The following is a 20997-nucleotide window of genomic DNA, read 5'->3' on the forward strand; positions in this document are numbered from 1 at the left end:
ACCCGGGGCGAAAGCGGCGTTCCGGGTCATTCTGAACGGGTCCTAGCGTGACCGGCTCCTGCGGGGAGAGCTGATGATCCGGGCCCATCTCGACAAACTGCTGACCGTGGTGATCGCCGGAGTGCTGGCTGGGCTGGTGCTGGCCGCAGCCGCCCTGCCGGTGGCCCTGGTGTTCGGGATCGGCTTCAGCGCCCTGTCGACGCCGTACGCGGAGCTGCCGAACACACTGCGGACGCCGCCCACCGCGCAGCGCTCCAACCTCTACGCCAACGACGGCACCACCCTGATCACCTCCTTCTACCAGGAGGACCGGGTGGACGTGCCGCTGCGCGAGGTGGCCCAGGTGATGCGCCAGGCCATCGTGGCCGCCGAGGACGTCCGGTTCTACAAGCACAGCGGCGTCGACCTGCGGGGCGTGGTGCGCGCGTTCACCGTCAACAAGCGGGACGGGCAGACCCGGCAGGGCGCCTCCACGCTGACCATGCAGTACGTCCGCAACGTGCTCAGCAGCGACCCCCGGCTGACCGAGGCGCAGCGGGTGGCAGCCACCGAGGTCACCACCGCCCGAAAGCTCCAGGAGATGCGGTACGCGCTCGCGCTGGAACGCGAACTCGACAAGGAGGAGATCCTCACCCGCTACCTCAACATCGCCTACTTCGGCGCCGGGGCGTACGGCATCGCGGCGGCCAGCAAGCGCTACTTCTCCCGGTCTCCGGCCAAGCTGACCCTGGCCCAGGCGGCGCTGCTGGCCGGTCTGGTCCAGTCGCCGGACAGCGACGACCCGATCAACGGCGACGCCGACAGCGCGTTGGCGCGGCGGTCGTACGTGCTGGAGCGGCTTGTGGAGTCGGGGCAGGTGTCGGCGGACGCGGCGGCGGCGGCGCGGGCCGAGCCACTGCAGCTACGGCCGAGCGCGACCCCGAACGACTGCACGGCGGTGCCCGAGGCGCTCAACGACTGGGGTTTCTTCTGCGACTGGTTCACCCGCTGGTGGAGCAGCCAGTCCGCGTTCGGGGCGACCGCCGACGAGCGGCAGCGCGCGCTGCGCCGGGGCGGGTTCTCGATCGTGTCGTCGCTGGACCCGGGGGTGCAGCGGGCCACCACCGAGCAGGTACGCAAGATCTACCAGCCGTCGGCGGCCGAGGCGGTGCCGACCGCTGTGGTGCAACCGGGCACCGGGCGGGTGCTCGCGATGTCGGTGAACCGCACCTACAGCGTGCGGGACAACCCCGTCGGGCAGAAGAACCGCCCGAACACGGTCAACCAGTTGATCGGCGGCGGCGGTGCGATCGAGGGATACCAGGGCGGTTCGACGTTCAAGCTCTTCACGATGCTGGCCGCGCTCGAGGCGGGCCTGCCGCTGTCGACCGACTTCGTGGCGCCCACCCAGTTGCTCACCCGCTTCCCGGTGACCGGGGAGGCGAGCTGTGACGGCCACTGGTGCCCCTCGAACGCCAGCCCGTCCTCGATGGATGGCCCGCGCACCATGTGGAGCGCGTTCGGCCGGTCGGTGAACACGTACTTCGCCTGGTTGACGGAGAAGGTCGGCGCCGACCGGGTGGTGGAGATGGCCGAGCGACTCGGCATCGTGCTGCGGGCCGACGCCGACGCCCGACTGGCCCGGTACGGCGCGAAGGACTGGGGTGCGTTCACCCTGGGCGTCGCCGCGACCACGCCGCTGGACCTGGCCACCGCGTACGCCACGGTGGCGGCCGAGGGGACCTGGTGCGCGCCGCTGCCGGTGGTGTCGATCACCGACGCGGGCGGCCGGCCGGTCGACGCCGCCAAACCGGACTGCCGCCAGGTGCTCGACGTCGACGTCGCTCGGGCGGCCACCGACGCGGCCCGCTGCCCGGTCGGCGACCAGTCGATGTACGGGCGCTGCGACGGTGCCACCGCACCCGGGCTGCGGGCGCGGCTCGGCCGGCCGGTGGCGGGCAAGACCGGCAGTTCGGAACGGTACGAGACGGAGACGGTCGTCGCGTTCACGCCGCAGCTCGCGATCGCCTCGATGGCGGCGAACCCGGACGACCCCCGGGACGCGGTCGGTCAGGCCGTGCAGGCCCAGATGGTGGACGCGGTCGGCGCGGTGCTCTCCACCGCCCTGCGCGGCCAACCGGTGCGCGACTTCGTCCCGCCGAGCGAACGAACCGCCCTCCAACTAACCGGAGCCCGCACCGGCAACTGAGACCTGCCGGGATCAGGGGGCTTGTTCGGCGTTGCGGGCTATGTTGCGGGCCATGCCGCCGAAGACCACCGCGTGGAAGGGGGCGACCGACCCCCAGTAGGCGTGCCCACTCAGCCCGCGGGGCAGGAAGACCGCGCGTTGCTGGTAGCGGCTGCGCCCGCCGTCGGTGGGCAGCACCCGCATCTCCAGCCAGGCCCGGCCGGGCAGCCGCATCTCGGCGCGCAGTCGCAGCAGCTCGCCGGGGACGATCTCCTCGACCCGCCAGAAGTCCAGCGCCTCACCGACCTGGAGGCGGTGCGGGTCGCGTCGGCCCCGACGGAGCCCGACCCCGCCGACCAGACGGTCCAGCCAGCCGCGGACCGACCAGGCGAGCGGGAACGAGTACCAGCCGTGCTCGCCGCCGACCCCCTCGATGACCCGCCAGAGCGCCGCCGGTGGGGCGTCCACCGCCCGTTCGCGCACGTCGGTGTAGACGCTGCCGCCGGACCACTCCGGGTCGCTGGGCAGCGGCTCGGCGGGCGCGTCCGGGCCGCTCGCGGTCGACCAGCGCGTCTCCACCTGGGCGTCCCGGACCTTGGCGAGCGCGAGCGCCACCGCGCCGTCGAAGCCGGTCAGCCCGCCGGGCGGGTCGGGTAGGTACCTGGCGATGTCGTGTTCGTGCGCGACCGCCTCGTGGATCAGGCTCTCCACCAGGGGACGGGCGATCGCGTTCGGCACCGGGGTGATGAGGCCGACCCAGTGTGAGGAGAGCGACGGGGTGAGCGGGCGGACCGGCACGATGATCCGCCGGCGCAGCCCGGCCACCCGGGCGTAGCGCTGCATCATCTCGCGGAAGGTGAGCACGTCCGGTCCGCCGATGTCGAAGCCCCGGTTGACCTCCGGCGGCAGCGCGACGCAGCCGGCCAGGTAGCGCAGCACGTCGCGGACCGCGATGGGTTGGATCCGGTTGCGGACCCAGCGCGGGGTGATCATCGCGGGCAGCCGCTCGGTCAGGTACCGCAGCATCTCGAACGACGCCGAGCCGGACCCGATGATCACCGCGGCCCGCAGCACCGCGGTGGGCACCCCGCTGCCCAGCAGGATCCGGCCCACCTCGGCTCGGGACCGCAGGTGCGGGGAGGGGACCTCCGCCTCGGACGCCGGCTCCGGCCCGCCCAGGTAGACGATCCGGCGTACGCCGGCCGCGCGGGCCGCCGCCGCGAAGTTCGTCGCCGCAGCCCGGTCGGCCGCCTCGAAGTCGGGCCGGCCGAGGGAGTGCACAAGGAAGTAGGCGACGTCCACGTCGGCGAATGCGGCGGGCAACGTGTCCGGTCGGCTCAGGTCCCCCTCGACGATCTCGGCCGCCGAGGCCCAGGGCACGTCGCGCAGCCGGACCGCCTTCCGGGCCAGGCACCGCACGGTGTAACCCTCGGCGAGCAGCAGCGGCGTCAGCCGCCCGCCGATGTATCCGGTGGCTCCGGTCACGAGGCATCTCACGAGGTCCAGTCTGCGGCCCCCTAGACTCGTTCGCTGTGGAGACCGACACGAGCACCTTCTGGGGGCCGGATTTCGCCCAGCTCAGGGCCACCGACCCGGAGATCGCCGGGGTGGTCCTCGGCGAGCTGGACCGGCTGCGGGGTGGCCTGCAGCTCATCGCCAGCGAAAACCTGACCTCGCCGGCGGTGCTTGCCGCGCTCGGCTCGACGCTCACCAACAAGTACGCCGAGGGCTACCCGGGCCGGCGCTACTACGGCGGCTGCGCCGAGGTGGACCGGGCCGAGGAGATCGGCATCGCCCGGGCCAAGGAGCTCTTCGGGGCCGAGCACGCCAACCTCCAACCGCACTCCGGCGCGAGCGCCAACCTGGCCGCGTACGCCGCGTTGGTGCAGCCGGGGGACACGGTGCTGGCGATGGACCTGCCGCACGGTGGGCACCTCACCCACGGCAGTCGGGTGAACTTCTCCGGCAAGTGGTTCCACCCGGTCGGTTACCCGGTCCGGCCGGACACCGAGTTGATCGACTACGACGAGGTACGCGATCTGGCGCGGACGCACCGACCCAAGCTGATCATCTGTGGTGCCACCGCGTACCCCCGGCTGATCGACTTCGCCCGGTTCCGGGAGATCGCCGACGAGGTCGGGGCGTACCTGATGGTGGACGCCGCGCACTTCATCGGCCTGGTCGCCGGCCGGGCGATCCCGTCCCCGGTGCCGTACGCGGACGTCGTCTGCGCCACCACCCACAAGGTGCTTCGCGGCCCACGCGGCGGCATGATCCTCTGCCGCGAGTCGCTGGCGCAGCGGATCGACAAGGCAGTCTTCCCGTTCACCCAGGGTGGTCCGCTGATGCACGCGGTCGCGGCCAAGGCGGTCGCCCTTCGCGAGGCCGCCCAGCCGGAGTTCCAGACGTACGCCCGGCAGGTGGTCAGCAACGCCCAGGCGCTCGCGGCCGGGCTTGCCGACGAGGGGATGCGCCAGGTGTCCGGCGGCACCGACACCCACCTCGCCCTGATCGACCTACGGGAGTTGGGGGTGACCGGCGCGGAGGCCGAGCGACGCTGCGACGCCGCGTCGATCACCCTGAACAAGAACGCCATCCCGTACGACCCGCAGCCGCCGATGGTGGCCTCCGGCATCCGGGTGGGCACGCCGAGCGTCACCACGCAGGGCATGCGCGAGGGGGAGCTGCGCCAGGTGGCGACGCTCATCGCCCGCGCGGTGCGCACCGATCCCGGCGCCCCGGGCGGGGCCGACGGGTTGACCCGGCTCGGTGCCGAGGTGGCTGAGCTGGTCGCGGCGTTCCCGGCGTACCCCCGTGGCTGAGCCCGGGGCGGTCGCGCCGGACACCGACCGGCGGTGGCGGCTGCGGCACCTGCCGGTGCTGTTGGCCGCGTCGGCGGCGCTCGCCGCGGTCGCCGCGGTGGTGGGCGGGGTGACCGGCGGCGCGACGGCCGCGCTCGGCGCGGCGGCCGGCGTGGGCGTCACGGTGTTCAGCTACACGCTCACCACCGTGGTGTTGGCCCGGGCCGACGAGGTCAACCCGCAGTTGCTGCTGCCGCTCGGCCTGGGCCTGTACGTGTTGAAGTTCAGCCTGCTGGGTGCGGTGCTGGTGGCGGTGGCGTCGACCGGGTGGCCCGGTTTGATCCCTCTTTGCCTTGGCATCGTCGTCGGGGTGGCAGTGTGGACAGCGGTGCACCTCTGGTGGCTGACCACGGTGCACGCTCGTCGGCCGCACGGCTGACCTGGCGGTCGTCCCAACCAGCGGACGCGCTGCAATGTGTCGGCCTCCGGTCATTTTCCGACGGGCGGAAGGGGAGTAGCGTGCCCACAGACGACGGCGCCCACGAGAAGCCCACACAACGATGGTTGTGCGGGGGGTGAGGCACAGCCTCGTCTTCCCGGCTGATATCGTTCGCCCCGTCATGGCTGATGACCAAACCCCCCGTCCCCCCGGTCAACCGGACGACTATCCGTCCGGTGCCGGTCAGGGCTGGACCGCGCTGAGTTACCTCATCGGAGGCATGCTCGTGTGGGGTTTCATCGGCTGGCTGGTCGACCAGTGGCTCGACACCGGTGGCGTCGCCACCGGGATCGGCTTCGTGCTCGGCATGGCCGGGGGAGTCATCCTGGTCATCCGCCGACTCGGCACGCCTACTTAGGAAGGGACGCGGTGTTCGGACAGGCGAACGTCCTGGCAGCGGGCCAGGCAGAATTCCCACCTAGCAAGGAGGACTTCTACCTGCCCAGCATCCTGCCCTGGGGTGCGCACGACTCCTACTGGTTCACCAAGTTCACGTTGATGGTCTGGATCGCCGTCGGCGTTCTGATCATCTTCTTCCTGGCGACCTACCGGAACCCGAAGCTGGTGCCGACCAAGAAGCAGTGGTTCGCCGAGTCGATCTACGGCTTCGTGCGCAACAACATCTCGGTCGACATGATCGGTCACCAGGGTGTGCGGTTCGCTCCGTACTTCACGACGCTGTTCTGCTTCGTGCTGGTGACGAACGCGTTCGCGATCATCCCGTTCTTCCAGATCTCGCCGAACTCGCACATCGCCTTCCCGGCGATCCTCGCGGTGATCAGCTACGTGCTGTTCAACTACATCGGCATCCGGCACCATGGCTTCGCCAAATACTTCAAGCACGCCCTGATCCCGCCGGCACCGTGGTACATCCTGCCGCTGCTGATCCCGATCGAGGCGTTCTCGACCTTCATCATCCGGCCGTTCTCGCTGGCCGTTCGTCTCTTCGCGAACATGTTCGCCGGCCACATGCTCCTGCTGGTCTTCACGCTCGGCGGCTTCGCGATGATCAACGCCAACGCCTGGCTGGCACCGATCTCGGTGGTGTCCTGGGTGATGACCGTGGCGCTGACCCTTCTCGAAGCGCTTGTCATCGTCCTACAGGCCTACGTCTTCACGGTGCTGAGCGCCAGCTACATCCAGGGCGCGCTCGCCGAAGAGCACTGATCCACCGCACCATCCGTTGTCGTCCCGCGTGAGAGACACGCGTGATAACCAGGAGGAACCACTAATGGATTACGTCGCCGCCGCAGAAGGTGTCGTTGGCAGCACCGCCGCCATCGGCTACGGCCTCGCGGCCATCGGCCCGGGCATCGGCGTTGGTCTGGTGTTCGCCGCCTACATCCAGTCGACCGCCCGCCAGCCCGAGTCGTCGCGGATGACCCTGCCGTACGTCTGGATCGGCTTCGCCGTCATCGAGGCGCTCGCGCTGTTCGGCATCGCCTTCGGCTTCATCTGGCAGGGAGAGCTCTAATCCGCTCGTCGACCGGGAGGTCACCCATGTACTTCCTCGCCGCTGAGGGTGGTGAGTCAGACCACAACCCGATCATCCCCATTCCCGAGGAGATCGTGGTCGGCGTTGTCGCCTTCGCCGTGCTCTGCTTCGTACTGATCAAGTTCGTCTTCCCCCGTATGGAGCAGACGTTCCAGGCCCGGGTCGACGCGATCGAGGGCGGCATCAAGCGCGCCGAGGCCGCTCAGGCCGAGGCGAACCAGCTGCTCGAGCAGTACCGTGCCCAGCTCGCTGAGGCCCGCACCGACGCCGCCAAGATCCGTGACGACGCGCGGGCCGACGCCGAGGGGATCCGACAGGACATCCTCGCCAAGGCGCGGGAAGAGTCCGACCGGGTCATCCAGGCGGGCAAGGACGCACTCGCCGCCGAGCGGGCCACCATCGTGCGCGAGCTGCGCGCGGAGGTCGGCACGATCGCGGTGGACCTGGCCAGCAAGATCGTTGGCGAGTCGCTGGCCGACGAGGCGCGACGCAAGGGCACCGTCGACCGGTTCCTGAGCGGCCTCGAGAGCACGGGGGCCCGCTGATGCAGGCCGCCAGCCGGGAGTCGTACAAGGTCGCGGCCGAGCGCCTCGACGCGTACGTCCGCGGCGCGGAGCCGTCGGCGGTGACCTCCACCGCCGACGCCATCCTCTCCGTGGCGACCCTGCTGCGGCGTGAGCCGCGGCTGCGCCGGGCCCTGTCCGAGCCGGCTCGTTCCGGCGAGGACCGCGGCGCCCTGCTCGGCGACATGCTGGGCGGGCGGATCGGCGCCGACGCGCTCGACCTGCTCGTGGCGTTGGTCTCCGGCCGCTGGTCGGCACCGTCGGAGTTGCTCGACGGCGCCGAGCGCCTCGGCGTGGAAGCGCTGCTCGCCAGCGCTGACTCCGCCGGCGAGCTGGGCGAGGTCGAGGACGAGCTGTTCCGCTTCGGCCAGGTCGTCTCGGGTCAGTCGGCACTGAGCAACACGCTGGCCGACCCGGTCGCCCCGGTCGAGCAGCGGGCCACCCTGGCCCGCGAGCTGCTCGCCGACAAGGCCCGTCCGGTCACCGTCCGCCTCGTCGAGGTGGCGCTCGGCGGGTTCGGGGGGCGCTCCTTCACCGGCGCGCTGACCCGGCTGGTCGAACTCGCCGCCGAGCGACGCGACCGGCAGGTGGCGTACGTGATCGTGGCGGCCCCGTTGAGTGACGAGGACGAGCGCCGACTGGGTGCGAGCCTCACCGCGATATACGGTCGAGAGGTCTCCGTCAAGCAGACGGTCGACCCGCAGGTCCTGGGTGGCGTGAGCGTGCGGGTCGGTTCCGACCTGTACGACGGCACCATCCTGCGCCGCCTCAACGAGACCCGCAACGCGCTCGCGAAGCGCTGAGCGGCTTCGCCCAGCGGTCTGAGCGGCACCGCCGCCCGCCGTTCGGGCGGACCACCGCACAGCGCCCGGATTGACAGACGCCATTCGGACCGGTTGGTACTTGGTATCCCGGGCCCCTGAATTTTAAGGAAGCAGAGGATGGCCGAGCTGACCATCTCGACGGAGGAGATCCGCGGCGCCCTGGAGCGCTACGTTTCCTCCTACTCGTCCGACGTCTCCCGCGAGGAGGTCGGCACCGTCGCCGACACCGGCGACGGTATCGCCCACGTCGAGGGCCTGCCCTCGACCATGACCAACGAGCTCCTGGAGTTCGAGGACGGCACGCTCGGCGTGGCGTTGAACCTCGACGTCCGGGAGATCGGTGTCGTCGTTCTCGGTGACTCCGCCAAGTTGGAGGAGGGGCAGCGCGTCAAGCGCACCGAGCGGGTTCTCTCCGTTCCGGTCGGCGACGCCTTCCTCGGCCGCGTGGTCGACGCGCTCGGCCAGCCGATCGACGGGCTCGGTGACATCGCCAACGAGGGCTTCCGCGAGCTGGAGCTGCAGGCTCCGAACGTGATGTCCCGCCAGTCGGTGTTCGAGCCGCTGCAGACCGGCATCAAGGCCATCGACGCGATGACCCCGATCGGTCGAGGCCAGCGGCAGCTGATCATCGGCGACCGCAAGACCGGTAAGACCACTGTCGCCCTGGACGCGATCCTCAACCAGCGGGACAACTGGCGCACCGGCGACCCGAAGAAGCAGGTCCGCTGCATCTACGTCGCCATCGGTCAGAAGGCCTCCACGATCGCCTCGATCAAGGGCCAGCTGGAAGAGGCCGGCGCGATGGAGTACACGACAATCGTGGCCTCCCCGGCGTCCGACCCGGCCGGCTTCAAGTACCTGGCCCCGTACACCGGCTCGTCCATCGGGCAGCACTGGATGTACGGCGGCAAGCACGTCCTGATCGTCTTCGACGACCTGAGCAAGCAGGCCGAGGCGTACCGGGCCGTGTCGCTGCTGCTGCGTCGCCCGCCGGGCCGTGAGGCGTACCCGGGTGACGTCTTCTACCTGCACTCCCGTCTGCTGGAGCGCTGCGCGAAGCTCTCCGACGAGCTGGGTGGCGGCTCGATGACCGGTCTGCCGATCATCGAGACGAAGGCCAACGACATCTCGGCCTTCATCCCGACGAACGTCATCTCGATCACCGACGGCCAGATCTTCCTGGAGACGGACCTGTTCAACCAGGGCGTCCGCCCGGCGATCAACGTCGGTACCTCGGTCTCCCGGGTCGGTGGCGCCGCGCAGGTGAAGCCGATGCGCAAGGTCGCCGGTTCGCTGCGGCTCAACCTCGCGCAGTACCGCGAGCTGGAGGCGTTCGCCGCCTTCGCCTCCGACCTGGACCGGGCCTCCCGGGCCCAGCTCGACCGCGGGGTACGCCTCGTCGAGCTGCTCAAGCAGCCGAACTACTCGCCGTTCCCGGTCGAGCAGGAGGTCGTCTCGGTCTGGGCCGGTGTCGAGGGCAAGCTCGACGACATCCCGGTGGGCGAGGTTCGTCGCTTCGAGGCGGAGTTCCTCCAGTACCTGCGGCACAAGCACGAGGGTGTGCTGGCCGGTATCGCCGACAACCAGTGGGGCGACGACATCGTCGGCTCCCTGGACGCGGCGATCGCCGAGTTCAAGCAGGTCTTCCTCAACAAGGACGACGAGCGCAAGATCAACGACGCGCCGGCCGCACCGCTTGAGGGCGACGAGAACCGCGAGACGGTGACCCGCTTCCGCGACGGCGCGACCGACCGCCCGGCCGAGAGCTGATCCCGTGGCGGCCCAGGTACGCGTTCTTCGTCAACGAATCCGCTCGGCGAAGTCGATGAAGAAGATCACCAAGGCGATGGAGCTCGTGGCGACGAGCCGGATCGCCAAGGCTCAGGCCCGGGTGCAGGCGTCCCTGCCGTACGCCCAGGCCATCACCGGTGTGCTCACGGCGCTGGCGTCCAACGCGCGGATCGACCACCCGCTGCTCACCCCGCGCGAGCGGGTGCGGCGGGCCGGCGTCCTGTTGGTCACCAGCGACCGTGGTCTGGCCGGCGGCTACAGCTCCAACGCGATCAGGATGGCCGAGTCGCTCATCGCGCGGCTCAAGGCGGACGGCAAGGAGCCGGTGCTCTACGTCATCGGGCGTAAGGGCGTCGGGTTCTACCGGTTCCGCAACCGGCCGATCGAGGCGAACTGGACCGGGTTCAGCGAGCAGCCGTCGTTCGAGGACGCCCGTACCGTTGGTGAGACGCTGATCAAGGCGTTCACGGCCGGTGCGGACGACGCCGACGGCGGCGCCGGGGCGGACGGGGTGCTCGGCGTCGACGAGCTGCACATCGTCTACACCGAGTTCCACTCGCTGATGACGCAGAACCCGGTCACCAAGGTCATCGGTCCGATGCAGGTGGAGGACCGGCCGCGCTCCGAGGGGCTGCTGCCGGCGTACGAGTTCGAGCCGGAGGCGGAGGCGCTGCTCGACGCGCTCCTGCCGAGGTACATCAACACGCGGATCTACGCGGCGTTGATCGAGTCGGCGGCGAGTGAGTCGGCGGCACGGCGGCGGGCGATGAAGAGCGCCACCGACAACGCCGAAGACATGATCGAGAAGTACACGCGCGAGATGAACTCGGCTCGCCAGGCCGGGATCACCCAGGAGATCAGCGAGATCGTCGGCGGCGCGAACGCGCTGGCCGCGTCGGGAAGTGAAGTGTGATGACTGCACCAGTAGAGACCAAGACGGCCACGGGTCGCGTGGTCCGGGTCATCGGCCCGGTCGTCGACGCCGAGTTCCCGCGCGACGCCATGCCGCCCCTGTTCAACGCGCTCAACGTGACGGTGAACCTGTCCGGCGGTGAGAAGACGCTGACCCTGGAGGTCGCCCAGCACCTGGGTGACAACCTGGTCCGTGCCATCTCGATGCAGCCGACGGACGGCCTGGTTCGTGGCGCTGAGGTGCGTGACCGGGGCGAGCCGATCACCGTGCCGGTGGGCGACGCCGTCAAGGGCCACGTGTTCAACGCGATCGGCGAGGTGCTCAACCTCAAAGAGGGCGAGACCCTGACCCCGGACGACCGCTGGGGTATCCACCGCAAGGCCCCGGCCTTCGCGGACCTGGAGCCGAAGACCGAGATGCTGGAGACCGGCATCAAGGTCATCGACCTGCTCGCCCCGTACGTCAAGGGCGGCAAGATCGGCCTGTTCGGCGGCGCGGGCGTGGGCAAGACGGTGCTCATCCAGGAGATGATCACCCGGGTGGCCCGTAACTTCGGTGGTACGTCGGTGTTCGCCGGCGTGGGTGAGCGCACCCGTGAGGGCAACGACCTCATCGCCGAGATGACCGAGTCCGGCGTCATCGACAAGACCGCGCTGGTCTACGGCCAGATGGACGAGCCGCCGGGCACCCGGCTGCGGGTGGCGCTGTCCGCGCTGACCATGGCGGAGTACTTCCGGGACGTGAAGAAGCAGGAGGTGCTGCTCTTCATCGACAACATCTTCCGCTTCACGCAGGCCGGTTCGGAGGTGTCCACCCTGCTCGGCCGGATGCCGAGCGCCGTGGGTTACCAGCCGACCCTGGCCGACGAGATGGGCGAGCTCCAGGAGCGGATCACCTCCGTCCGGGGCCAGGCCATCACCTCGATGCAGGCGATCTACGTGCCGGCGGACGACTACACCGACCCCGCCCCGGCCACCACGTTCGCCCACCTGGACGCGACCACCAACCTGGAGCGGTCGATCTCCGACAAGGGCATCTACCCGGCCGTGGACCCGCTGGCGTCCTCGTCCCGGATCCTCGCCCCGGAGTTCGTCGGCGCCGAGCACTTCCAGGTGGCCACCGAGGTGAAGCGGATCCTGCAGCGCTACCGCGACCTGCAGGACATCATCGCCATCCTCGGTATCGAGGAGCTCTCCGAGGAAGACAAGATCACCGTGGCCCGGGCCCGGCGGATCGAGCGCTTCCTCTCGCAGAACACCTACGCGGCGGAGCAGTTCACCGGCGTACCGGGCTCGACGGTCCCGATCAAGGAGACCATCGAGGCGTTCCGGAAGATCAGCGAGGGTGAGTACGATCACTTCCCCGAGCAGGCGTTCTTCATGTGCGGCGGTCTTGAGGACCTGGAGCGCAAGGCTGAGGAGCTGATGAAGGGCTGACAAGCCCGATTCGTCCCGCAACCAAAAAGACTGCCCCGGCCACGCCGGGGCAGTCTTTTGTTCATCTTCGCGTCTTACCATCGTCGCGGTCCGTTACTCGGGGTCGTCCGTTCCCAACAACCCGAGATACGTTCTATCCGCGCGCTCACCCGAACGAGCGTTGATCTTTGCAACCTTTCGACGACGTGCGCCCGTCTTCCCTCGCGTGGGCGTAACGAACGGAGCTGCTCGTGGGTAAGGCCGGCAAGCGTGGCCGCAAGTCATCCGTCTGGCGCGGCGTGCCGCGCTGGGCCAGGATCTGCACGGTGTTCGGCACCGTGCTGGTCGTGCTCAGCGGAGCGGTGCTGGTCGGCACGGAGGCCCTGATGGCCCGCTACGAGGGCGCGGTCGGCAAGGCGGACCTGTTCGGTGACCAGGCGGCGGGCGCCCAGCCGAAGAAGAGCGACATCAAGGGCCCCCTCAACATCCTGCTCGTCGGCATCGACCCGCGTACGCCGACGGCCGCGCCGCTCGCCGACTCGATCATGGTGCTGCACGTGCCGGCGTCGATGGACCGGGCCTACCTCTTCTCCCTGCCGCGCGACCTCTATGTGCAGATCCCCGAGTTCAAGAAGGCCGACTTCCCCGGCGAGACCACGAAGATCAACGCTGCCATGTCGTTCGGCAGCAAGGTGCCGGAGGCCAACCCCGACGCGGCGCGGGGCTTCGAGTTGCTGGCCACCACCGTGCAGAACGTGACAGGCATCAAGCGCTTCGACGCGGGCGCCATCATCAACTTCACCGGCTTCCAGAAGATCGTCGACGCGATGGGTGGCGTCGACATGTACATCGAGCGCGAGGTCAAGTCCGAGCACAAGCAGCCGGACGGCAAGGCGCGGCCGGGCAAGACGTGGGGCGAGGGTTATGTGGGCCCGCAGGCGGTCTACAAGAAGGGCAACCAACACCTCAGCGGGTGGCAGGCGCTGGACTACGTCCGGCAGCGCTACCCGAAGAACGGTGTCCCGGACTCCGACTACGGCCGGCAGCGCCACCAGCAGCAGTTCGTCAAGGCCATGGTCGGCCAGGCGTTCAGCGCCGACGTGGTGGCCAACCCGATCAAGCTGGACAAGGTGCTCCGCGCTGCCGGCCAGTCGCTGATCTTCAATGGTCGGGGCGGCAGCGTTGTCGACTTCGGGCTCGCCCTGAAGGACATCCGCCCCAACACCATCCAGATGATCAAGCTTGCCGGTGGAGAGCTGAAGAGCAGCAGGGGTGCCTACCTCGGTGAGCAGTTCCAGCCGGACGTCCGGGACTTCTTCACCGCCCTGCACAGCGAGCAGCTCGACCCCTTCCTGCTGGAGCATCCGGACTTCGTGAACAAGACCAAGTAGTCGTGGCGCGGGTTCTCCCACCCGCGTGGGGAGCGCGTGCGCGTCAGGCTAGACTTTCGGCAATCCGTCGCCGCAGCAAGGAGACAGCGTGGCAAAGCAGCTTCACGTCGAGCTCGTCGCCGTCGAGGAGAAGGTCTGGTCCGGTGACGCCGAGATGGTCGTCGCCCGGACGACCGAAGGCGAGCTCGGTGTCCTGCCGGGGCACGCGCCGCTGCTCGGCCAGCTCGCGGAGCCCGGTCAGGTCCGCATCAAGCTCGCCGGCGGTGAGCAGGTCTCCTACGAGGTGGCCGGCGGCTTCCTCTCGGTGAGCGCCGACGGCGTCACCGTGCTGGCCGAGAGCGCAACCCCGGTCTCCGCGCAGAGCCGCTGAGCCACGCCGGGGATGGACATCGTCGAAGGAATCGGGATCGGCGTTGTCGTCATCCTCGGCGCGCTGCTGACCCTCTTCGTCCGGCGAGCCCTGGTCACCCGCAGCGGTGGCATCATCCGGCTCAGCGTCCGAGTCACCACGATGCTCGACGGCCGTGGCTGGTCGCCCGGCTTCGGCCGGTTCGCCGGGGACGAGCTGCGGTGGTACCGAATGTTCAGCTTCGCGATCCGACCCAAGCGGGTGCTCTCCCGCAAGGGGTTGGCCGTGGAGCGCCGCCGGTTGCCCGAGGGTCAGGAACGGCTCTCCATGCCGGCCGACTGGGTGATCCTCCGCTGTACCAGTAACCACGCACCGGTGGAGATCGCCATGGCGCGGTCCACGGTTACCGGTTTCCTCTCTTGGCTCGAGGCCGCTCCTCCGGGGGCGGTCTCGCCGCGTATGGCCTCCCAGGATTGGCCGGCTGCCTGAGGGCTGCTCGGGGTGCTTGGGCTGCTCGGGGTGCTTGGGCTGCTCGGGGTGCTTGGGCTGCTCGGGGTGCTTGGGCTGCTCGGTGGTTGCGCTTGGGGTTTCCGGGGGAGCCCACCCGGCTCCGGGCGGTCAGGCTTGATCCCTGCGCCGGGCGGGCTCCCCCGGAAACCCGTGGTTGTTGCTGTGCGCCGGTTGGGCGCGGTTTTCATCACCTGCCGTTACCGGTTTGGTTGAGTCCTGCCTCGGCGGCAAGCCAGGCCTGAGCAGCGCCTAGATCGACTCGGTTTCCTCGATGTCGGGCCATCCCAGCCAGCACAACACCCCGACATCAAGGAAACCGAGTCGATCACTCCGCCCGACGCACTCGCCACTCCGCCCGACGCACGCGCCACGCAGGCCGACTCGCCACGCTGGGCGACTCGCCACGCAGGCCGACTCGCCACGCGCGCCGAGAAGCGGTCCCGGCTACGCGTGGTGGCGGGCAGAGTGGGAATCCCTAGCTGGACGTGGTGCGGTGACCCGCCGGTCAGCGCTTGCCGCCCGGGACCCATAACACATCTCCCGCCGGATTTGCCGTTCTTGACAGGATAAAGAGCAGATCGGAGAGCCTGTTGAGATACTTTGCCGGGAGGATGCTGGTTCGTTCCGGATCGTGGCTGACCAGCGCCCACGCCGCGCGTTCGGCGCGCCGGGCGGTGGTCCGCGCCACGTGGAGCAGCGCCGCACCGGGGGTGCCGCCGGGGAGGATGAAGGAGTCGAGCTTGCTCAGGCGTGCGTTGTACTCGTCGCACCAGCCCTCGAGGCGCTCGACGTACTCCTCGGTCACCCGCAGCGGCGGGTACTTCGGCTCCGGCTCGACAGGGGTGGACAGGTCGGCGCCGACGTCGAACAGGTCGTTCTGCACCGACCCCAGCACGCCCCGCAGGTCCTCGTTTAGCCCACCCAGGGCGAGCGCGACGCCGATCGCGGCGTTGCACTCGTCGACATCCGCGTACGCGGCGATCCGTGGATCGGTCTTCGGCACCTGCTCGTTGTTGCTCAGCCTGGTCATGCCGGCATCGCCGGCCTTGGTGTAGATGCGCGTGAGGTGGACGGCCATGACGCACAGCCTACGGATTCCCGACCTGACGATCCCGGCGCGGCCGGACAGCGCGACGAGTTGGCCGGTGGTGGTGGGCCCCGGCGACGCGGGCGACCCGGCGGTCAACGACGTCGACGTCATCCGGGTGCACGGTGACGCCCGGCTCGCCGGCACCGTGCACGTGGTGGGGGCCAAGAACTCGGCGTTGAAGCTGATGGCCGCCGCGTTGCTCGCCCCGGGCCGCAGCGTGATCACGAATGTCCCGCGGATCACCGACATCGCGATCATGGGTGAGGTGCTGCGCCGGCTGGGCTGCGGCGTCCAGTTCGACGCGGACGACCCGGTCGACCCGATGGTCGCCCGCGGCGGGGTGGCCCGGTCCCGCTCGGTGACCATCGACGTGCCGGAGCAGCCGGGCGCGGAGGCCGACTACGACCTGGTCCGACGGTTGCGCGCGTCGATCTGTGTGCTCGGCCCGCTGTTGGCCCGCCGGGGGTACGTGCGGGTGGCCCACCCCGGCGGCGACGCCATCGGGTCACGCGGGCTGGACATGCACGTCTCCGGGCTGACCCGGATGGGCGCGGAGATCTCCGGTGAGCACGGCTTCGTCATCGCCTCCGCCCCGCACGGGCTGCGCGGCGCGGACATCGTGCTGGACTTCCCCAGCGTGGGCGCGACCGAGAACCTGGTGATGGCGGCGGTGCTGGCCCAGGGTGTCACGATGATCGACAACGCCGCCCGGGAGCCGGAGATCGTCGACATCTGCACGATGCTCAACCAGATGGGCGCGCGGATCTCCGGCGCGGGCACGTCCACGTTGCGGATCACCGGGGTGCCGGGTCTGCACCCGGTCCGGCATGCCACGGTGGGGGACCGGATCGTCGCCGGCACCTGGGCGTTCGGGGCGGCGATGACCAGGGGCGACGTGACGGTGACCGGGCTGGATCCGGCGTACCTGGAGGTCGCGCTGGACAAGGTCGTGGCGGCCGGTGGCCTGGTGGAGACCCGGGGAGACGGCTTCCGCGTACGGATGGACGACCGGCCCCGGGCGGTGGACGTGGTGACGTTGCCGTACCCCGGCTTCGCCACCGACCTGCTGCCGATGGCGATCGGGCTGGCCGCGGTCAGCGATGGCGCCTCGCTGATCACCGAGAACATCTTCGACGGCCGGTTCATGTTCGCCAACGAGATGATGCGGCTCGGCGCGGACATCAAGACCGACGGGCACCACGCGGTGGTCCGTGGGCGGGCTCGGCTCTCCGGCGCACCGGTGCAGGCGACCGACATCCGCGCCGGAGCCGGGCTGATCATCGCCGGGCTGTGCGCGCAGGGGGTCACCGCGGTGTCCCACGTGCATCACGTCGACAGGGGTTACCCGGACTTCGTGGCCGATCTCCGCGCCCTCGGGGTGGCGGTCGAGCGGGGCACCACCCCGGAGGAACCGGCGCTGGAGATCTGAGGCGGCCGCGCCGCGTGCTGCGGTGCTTTCTCGCGCGGTCAGGCGGGCCGCAGCGCGGTCAGGCGGGCCGCAGCGAGGCGCGTACGTGCTGTCGCGCGTCGTGGATGCGTGACTTCAGGGTGCCGATCGGAATGGCGAGGTGGTCGGCGATCTCGTCGTAGGTCAACTGGCACAGGTCACGCATCACCAGCGGGGCGACAAGTTCGGGTCGGTGCGCCTCCAGCCGTTCCAGCGCGTCCAGCAGGTCGAGGCGGGAACCCGCGATCACGCTCGTCGTGCGCGGGTCGGCGGCATCGAGCGGAAGCAGTGGCACGGCCTGCTCGTCGGCCCGGCGCTTGAGGCTTCGGTACGTCTGCCGGGCGCAGTTGGCCGTGACGATGTACAGCCAGGTGGAGAACTTCGACCGTCCCGCGAAGCCGTCTATCTTGCGAGCGACCTGCAGAAGGGCGTCCTGGCACGCCTCTTCGGCGTCCTGCCGGCACGGGAGCAGGCGCAGACACTGCCGCAGGACCTGCGGACCGATCCTGATCAGCAGCGCGTCGAGAGCGGCGGCGTCGCCGGTGGCGGCCCGGCCGGCGAGCGTTTCGATTTCAAGATCATCTGCCACACCCAGACCCCGTTCCTCCCCGTATTGGAGGTCATAATACGGGCGTGTCAGTACCCGACAAGATCGGCCGATATCGCGTGTTGCGGCGTATCGGTTCCGGAGCGTTCGCCACCGTGTGGCTCGGCGCGGACGATGCCCTGGACGCGTCGGTGGCGATCAAGGTGCTGGCGGACAACTGGTCGTACCACGCCGATCTGCGGGAACGCTTCGAGCAGGAAGCGCGGATCATGCGGCGGACGGATTCCAGCCTGCTCGTGCGTGTGCTCGACGTCGGTGAGCTGCCGGACGGGCGGCCGTATCTGGTGATGCCGTACGCGGCCGGCGGCACCCTCGCGGATCGGCTCGTCTCGGGGCCGATGCCGGTACGGGAGGCCCTGCTGGTCGCGGCCGACATCACAAGTGCCGTCACGGTGCTGCACGAGGCCGGTGTGCTGCACCGGGACCTCAAACCGTCGAATGTGTTGTTTCAGCCGGCCGCGGGTCGGGATCGGGTACTCGTCGCGGACCTCGGCCTGGCCAAGGCGCTCGCGAACGCGTCCGGCTTCACCATCGCCGCCGGCACACCCGGCTACATGCCGCCCGAGCAGGCCACCCCCGGTGGGGGGCTGGACATCCGCGCCGACGTGTACGCCATCGGGGCGACCATGTACCACATGCTGACCGGGAGCCCTCCCGACCAGGCCAGCCGCGCCGGCCGGGGCGGGCGGTCGTTGCCCAGGCCGTCCCAGGTGCGGCCCGGCATCCCGTCCACGGTGGACGATCTGGTGCGACGTGCGCTGCATCCGGACCCCCGGCAACGCTGGTCGTCCGCCGCGGTGCTGCGCAAGGAGTTGCACCGGGTCATCGCGGCGATGGACCGGGACACGGGCCGTGGCCGGGTCGTGCGGCGGTTGGCACGGGTCGGCGGCGTCGCTGTCGCACTTGTCGCGCTGCTGACGACTGCGGGATCCAGCTCCACATCGCCGGCAGGGTCGGGCTGGGTACGCGTCCACGATGCCCTTGGCGCGCTGTCGGTCGCGGTGCCGTCGAGCTGGGCCGGCCAGGTGAGGGATGCCGGCTGGGATCCTTCGGTGCTGCGACTTCCCGCTGGCCAGGCGCCGGGTCTCGTGGTCGCCCCGGATCTTGACGTCTGGCCCGATCCGGCGAGCGGGATACCTGGTGTGTTCATCGGTGCGAGCAGGGCCCTGCTTGCCGACGGCGCGGCACCCGCGTTGCCCGGCCACACCTCCTGCGTCCGGCAGCCCGACCGGACCGTGGACGTGGGCGGTAACCAGGCACGGGTACGGCGGTGGACATCGTGCGGCGCCTCGGTCTCGTTCAGCGAGGTGGTGCTCTCGGTGCCGCAGCGCGGCTATGGCGTCTACCTGCAGATCAAACAGGTCGGCGACGCCGACCTGACCGACGAGATCCTGGCCGGCCTGCGGATGTCCAGCTCGCTGGCGCCGCAGGCCGGCCGGTTCGGGTCCGTCTACTCGTAGCAGTTCTGGTTCGCGTACTGCAGGGTCAGTTGGGCCACGGTGCCCTTGACGGTCTCGATGCGGTAGACGGCCTTGTTGTTGCCGGGGGCCTTGACGACGCCGCGACCGTTTGTCGCGTCCCCATCGGCCGCCGCCCACCCCGGGTAGACGCGAAGCATGTCGGCGCTGGACATGCCGACTCGCGCTCCCTCGGGCGTCTTGATGCTGCCGTACGCGGCGATGGTGGCGATCCCGAGCGTCCGGGAGAGGAAAACATTCCCCTCGTCGGTCGGGGCGGACTTCAGTTGTGCCGGCGCGCACTCGCCCACGAAGTCGGTGAACGGGCGCAGCAGTCCCGTCGCGGTGGCCTGCTGGCGGGGCATGCCGAGCTTCAGTGGGCCGAGCCCGTTCGGTCCCAGGACGAGGGCGGTGCTGGCGGCGTCGCTGGACGGCGCGGGCGGCGCGGACGACGCCGGCGTCCCGGTGGTGGGCGCGCTGGCCGTCTGCTCCGGGGAACCGGCCGGCGCCGCGCCACCGCTGCGGTGCGTGGGTGACGCGCACGCCCCCACGAACAGGAGGCAGGTGAGGGTTCCGACCACAGGCATTGCACGCATCGTTGACTCCTGGCTCATCGCACTGGGTTGCTGTCGTAGGGTTCGATGCGCCCGCGGGCGGTTTTGTTCGCCGCGCGGAGTCGTTAATTTGTCACGCCGGCGCGGGGCATCATGTCACGGCCGACGTCGACCGCCCGACAACTCGCTTAGTCATCGTTCAGGCTCGCCGACTAGGGTGCAGTGAGGCACTCAATCGCAGCGAGGGAGAAGCAGATGGCGGGTCGACTCGCGGTCGTCGGGGCGGGTTTGATGGGCTCCGGCATCGCTCAGGTGGCGGCGCAGGCCGGCTGGCAGGTGACGCTGCGCGACCTGGACGACGCGGCCACCACCCGTGGGCTCGGCGGCATCCGGAAGTCACTGGAGAAGTTCGCCGAGAAGGGCAAGATCGAGGTGTCCGAGGTCGAGGCGACGCTCGCCCGGATCACCCCGACCACCGAGCTGGAGGCGGCGGCGGACGCGGACATCGTGGTCGAGGCGGTCTTCGAGCGGCTGGAGATCAAGCACGAGGTGTTCCGCGCCCTGGACAAGATCTGCAAGGCGGACGCGGTGCTCGCCACCAACACCTCGGCCATTCCGGTCACCCAGATCGCCGCGGTGACCGAGCGGCCCGAGGCGGTCGTCGGCACCCACTTCTTCTCCCCGGTGCCGATGATGCAGCTCTGCGAGCTGGTGCGCGGCTACAAGACCAGCGACGCGACGCTGGACACCGCGCGGGCCTTCGCCGAGGAGATCGGCAAGACGGTGGTGGTCGTCAACCGGGACATCGCCGGCTTCGTCACCACCCGGCTGATCTCCGCGCTGGTGATGGAGGCGGTCAAGCTCGTGGAGTCCGGCGTGGTGTCCGCCGAGGACCTGGACACGGCCTGCCGCCTGGGCTTCGGGCACGCGATGGGCCCGCTGGCCACCACCGACCTGACCGGCGTGGACGTGCTGCTGCACGCCTCGAAGAACATCTACACCGACACGGCCGACGAGAAGTTCTTTCCGCCGGAGCTGCTCCAGCGGATGGTCACCGCCGGCGACCTGGGCCGCAAGACCGGCAAGGGCTTCTACACGTACTGAGTCACGGCGACCGGGGCGGG

Annotated in this window: 21 protein-coding genes; 17 read left to right on the forward strand and 4 right to left on the reverse strand. The window is 69.9% G+C overall.

Annotation, left to right across the window (positions count from 1 at the left end; genetic code table 11):
- Window positions 1–73: 73 nt before the first annotated feature.
- Entirely contained in the window at window positions 74–2188 is a 2115-nt protein-coding gene (locus ACLQ29_RS05460) for a transglycosylase domain-containing protein (RefSeq protein WP_425770491.1), read from the forward strand.
- A gap of 12 nt (window positions 2189–2200) precedes the next feature.
- Here ACLQ29_RS05460 and ACLQ29_RS05465 read toward each other — a convergent pair whose 3' ends face one another.
- Entirely contained in the window at window positions 2201–3664 is a 1464-nt protein-coding gene (locus ACLQ29_RS05465) for an SDR family oxidoreductase (RefSeq protein WP_425770493.1), read from the reverse strand.
- A gap of 35 nt (window positions 3665–3699) precedes the next feature.
- On the opposite strand from ACLQ29_RS05465, the gene glyA reads away from it, so the two are divergent.
- From glyA to ACLQ29_RS05530, 13 genes are all read left to right on the forward strand, one after another.
- Window positions 3700–4989: a serine hydroxymethyltransferase gene (gene glyA, locus ACLQ29_RS05470; RefSeq protein WP_425770494.1), complete on the forward strand. Its 1290-nt coding sequence runs from the start codon at window positions 3700–3702 to the stop codon at window positions 4987–4989.
- Window positions 4982–5407, forward strand: coding sequence for a hypothetical protein (locus ACLQ29_RS05475; protein ID WP_425770495.1), 426 nt, complete (start codon window positions 4982–4984; stop codon window positions 5405–5407). Before glyA ends, ACLQ29_RS05475 begins: the two co-directional genes overlap by 8 nt.
- A 181-nt stretch (window positions 5408–5588) precedes the next feature.
- A complete protein-coding gene (locus ACLQ29_RS05480; RefSeq protein WP_357246376.1) occupies window positions 5589–5825 on the forward strand; it encodes an AtpZ/AtpI family protein in 237 nt (78 codons plus the stop codon).
- Between the two features lie 11 nt (window positions 5826–5836).
- A complete protein-coding gene (gene atpB, locus ACLQ29_RS05485) occupies window positions 5837–6634 on the forward strand; it encodes a F0F1 ATP synthase subunit A (RefSeq protein ID WP_357571795.1) in 798 nt (265 codons plus the stop codon).
- A 64-nt stretch (window positions 6635–6698) separates the two neighbouring features.
- The gene (locus ACLQ29_RS05490) at window positions 6699–6941 is read left to right on the forward strand and encodes an ATP synthase F0 subunit C (protein WP_357246371.1); all 243 of its coding nucleotides are present in this window, start codon (window positions 6699–6701) and stop codon (window positions 6939–6941) included.
- Between the two features lie 26 nt (window positions 6942–6967).
- Complete coding sequence (locus ACLQ29_RS05495; RefSeq protein WP_357373834.1) at window positions 6968–7507, forward strand: F0F1 ATP synthase subunit B; 540 nt, start codon at window positions 6968–6970, stop codon at window positions 7505–7507.
- On the forward strand, window positions 7507–8328 hold the full coding sequence (locus ACLQ29_RS05500) for a F0F1 ATP synthase subunit delta (RefSeq protein ID WP_425770497.1): 822 nt from the start codon (window positions 7507–7509) through the stop codon (window positions 8326–8328). Before ACLQ29_RS05495 ends, ACLQ29_RS05500 begins: the two co-directional genes overlap by 1 nt.
- A 138-nt stretch (window positions 8329–8466) precedes the next feature.
- The gene (gene atpA, locus ACLQ29_RS05505; protein ID WP_425770498.1) at window positions 8467–10119 is read left to right on the forward strand and encodes a F0F1 ATP synthase subunit alpha; all 1653 of its coding nucleotides are present in this window, start codon (window positions 8467–8469) and stop codon (window positions 10117–10119) included.
- A gap of 4 nt (window positions 10120–10123) precedes the next feature.
- Window positions 10124–11053, forward strand: coding sequence for a F0F1 ATP synthase subunit gamma (locus ACLQ29_RS05510; RefSeq protein WP_425770500.1), 930 nt, complete (start codon window positions 10124–10126; stop codon window positions 11051–11053).
- A complete protein-coding gene (atpD, locus tag ACLQ29_RS05515) occupies window positions 11053–12489 on the forward strand; it encodes a F0F1 ATP synthase subunit beta (RefSeq protein WP_425770501.1) in 1437 nt (478 codons plus the stop codon). The genes ACLQ29_RS05510 and atpD overlap by 1 nt, the downstream gene beginning before the upstream one ends.
- A gap of 224 nt (window positions 12490–12713) precedes the next feature.
- A complete protein-coding gene (locus ACLQ29_RS05520; RefSeq protein WP_425770768.1) occupies window positions 12714–13859 on the forward strand; it encodes an LCP family protein in 1146 nt (381 codons plus the stop codon).
- Window positions 13860–13947: 88 nt separating this feature from the next.
- Window positions 13948–14229, forward strand: coding sequence for a F0F1 ATP synthase subunit epsilon (locus ACLQ29_RS05525; RefSeq protein ID WP_357412305.1), 282 nt, complete (start codon window positions 13948–13950; stop codon window positions 14227–14229).
- Between the two features lie 12 nt (window positions 14230–14241).
- Window positions 14242–14697, forward strand: coding sequence for a DUF2550 domain-containing protein (locus ACLQ29_RS05530; RefSeq protein ID WP_425770502.1), 456 nt, complete (start codon window positions 14242–14244; stop codon window positions 14695–14697).
- A gap of 526 nt (window positions 14698–15223) precedes the next feature.
- Here ACLQ29_RS05530 and ACLQ29_RS05535 read toward each other — a convergent pair.
- On the reverse strand, window positions 15224–15796 hold the full coding sequence (locus ACLQ29_RS05535) for a cob(I)yrinic acid a,c-diamide adenosyltransferase (protein ID WP_425770503.1): 573 nt from the start codon (window positions 15794–15796) through the stop codon (window positions 15224–15226).
- Here ACLQ29_RS05535 and murA point away from each other — a divergent pair.
- Window positions 15795–17237, forward strand: a complete 1443-nt coding sequence (gene murA / locus ACLQ29_RS05540; RefSeq protein ID WP_425770504.1) for a UDP-N-acetylglucosamine 1-carboxyvinyltransferase — start codon at window positions 15795–15797, stop codon at window positions 17235–17237. The genes ACLQ29_RS05535 and murA overlap by 2 nt on opposite strands.
- A 58-nt stretch (window positions 17238–17295) precedes the next feature.
- Here murA and ACLQ29_RS05545 read toward each other — a convergent pair whose 3' ends face one another.
- Window positions 17296–17844, reverse strand: a complete 549-nt coding sequence (locus ACLQ29_RS05545) for an RNA polymerase sigma factor (protein WP_393375791.1) — start codon at window positions 17842–17844, stop codon at window positions 17296–17298.
- Between the two features lie 44 nt (window positions 17845–17888).
- Here ACLQ29_RS05545 and ACLQ29_RS05550 point away from each other — a divergent pair, with 44 nt between their 5' ends.
- Entirely contained in the window at window positions 17889–19322 is a 1434-nt protein-coding gene (locus ACLQ29_RS05550; RefSeq protein WP_425770505.1) for a serine/threonine-protein kinase, read from the forward strand.
- Here the strand turns inward: ACLQ29_RS05550 and ACLQ29_RS05555 are convergent.
- The gene (locus ACLQ29_RS05555; RefSeq protein ID WP_425770506.1) at window positions 19313–19906 is read right to left on the reverse strand and encodes a hypothetical protein; all 594 of its coding nucleotides are present in this window, start codon (window positions 19904–19906) and stop codon (window positions 19313–19315) included. The genes ACLQ29_RS05550 and ACLQ29_RS05555 overlap by 10 nt on opposite strands.
- Window positions 19907–20128: 222 nt before the next feature.
- Here ACLQ29_RS05555 and ACLQ29_RS05560 point away from each other — a divergent pair, with 222 nt between their 5' ends.
- A complete protein-coding gene (locus tag ACLQ29_RS05560; protein ID WP_425770507.1) occupies window positions 20129–20977 on the forward strand; it encodes a 3-hydroxyacyl-CoA dehydrogenase family protein in 849 nt (282 codons plus the stop codon).
- The last annotated feature ends 20 nt before the right edge of the window (window positions 20978–20997 follow it).

This window comes from Micromonospora sp. DT228 (genome assembly GCF_049841595.1).
Taxonomy (GTDB): Bacteria; Actinomycetota; Actinomycetes; order Mycobacteriales; family Micromonosporaceae; genus Micromonospora.

Bases quoted from the DNA above. Each gene is read 5' to 3' on its own strand.
- ACLQ29_RS05460 (WP_425770491.1), top strand. From the start codon at position 74: ATGATCCGGGCCCATCTCGACAAACTGCTGACCGTGGTGATCGCCGGA.
- ACLQ29_RS05480 (WP_357246376.1), top strand. From the start codon at position 5,589: ATGGCTGATGACCAAACCCCCCGTCCCCCCGGTCAACCGGACGACTAT.
- ACLQ29_RS05490 (WP_357246371.1), top strand. From the start codon at position 6,699: ATGGATTACGTCGCCGCCGCAGAAGGTGTCGTTGGCAGCACCGCCGCC.
- ACLQ29_RS05495 (WP_357373834.1), top strand. From the start codon at position 6,968: ATGTACTTCCTCGCCGCTGAGGGTGGTGAGTCAGACCACAACCCGATC.
- ACLQ29_RS05500 (WP_425770497.1), top strand. From the start codon at position 7,507: ATGCAGGCCGCCAGCCGGGAGTCGTACAAGGTCGCGGCCGAGCGCCTC.
- atpA (WP_425770498.1), top strand. From the start codon at position 8,467: ATGGCCGAGCTGACCATCTCGACGGAGGAGATCCGCGGCGCCCTGGAG.
- atpD (WP_425770501.1), top strand. From the start codon at position 11,053: ATGACTGCACCAGTAGAGACCAAGACGGCCACGGGTCGCGTGGTCCGG.
- ACLQ29_RS05530 (WP_425770502.1), top strand. From the start codon at position 14,242: ATGGACATCGTCGAAGGAATCGGGATCGGCGTTGTCGTCATCCTCGGC.
- murA (WP_425770504.1), top strand. From the start codon at position 15,795: ATGACGCACAGCCTACGGATTCCCGACCTGACGATCCCGGCGCGGCCG.
- ACLQ29_RS05535 (WP_425770503.1), bottom strand. From the start codon at position 15,796: ATGGCCGTCCACCTCACGCGCATCTACACCAAGGCCGGCGATGCCGGC.
- ACLQ29_RS05555 (WP_425770506.1), bottom strand. From the start codon at position 19,906: ATGCCTGTGGTCGGAACCCTCACCTGCCTCCTGTTCGTGGGGGCGTGC.
- ACLQ29_RS05560 (WP_425770507.1), top strand. From the start codon at position 20,129: ATGGCGGGTCGACTCGCGGTCGTCGGGGCGGGTTTGATGGGCTCCGGC.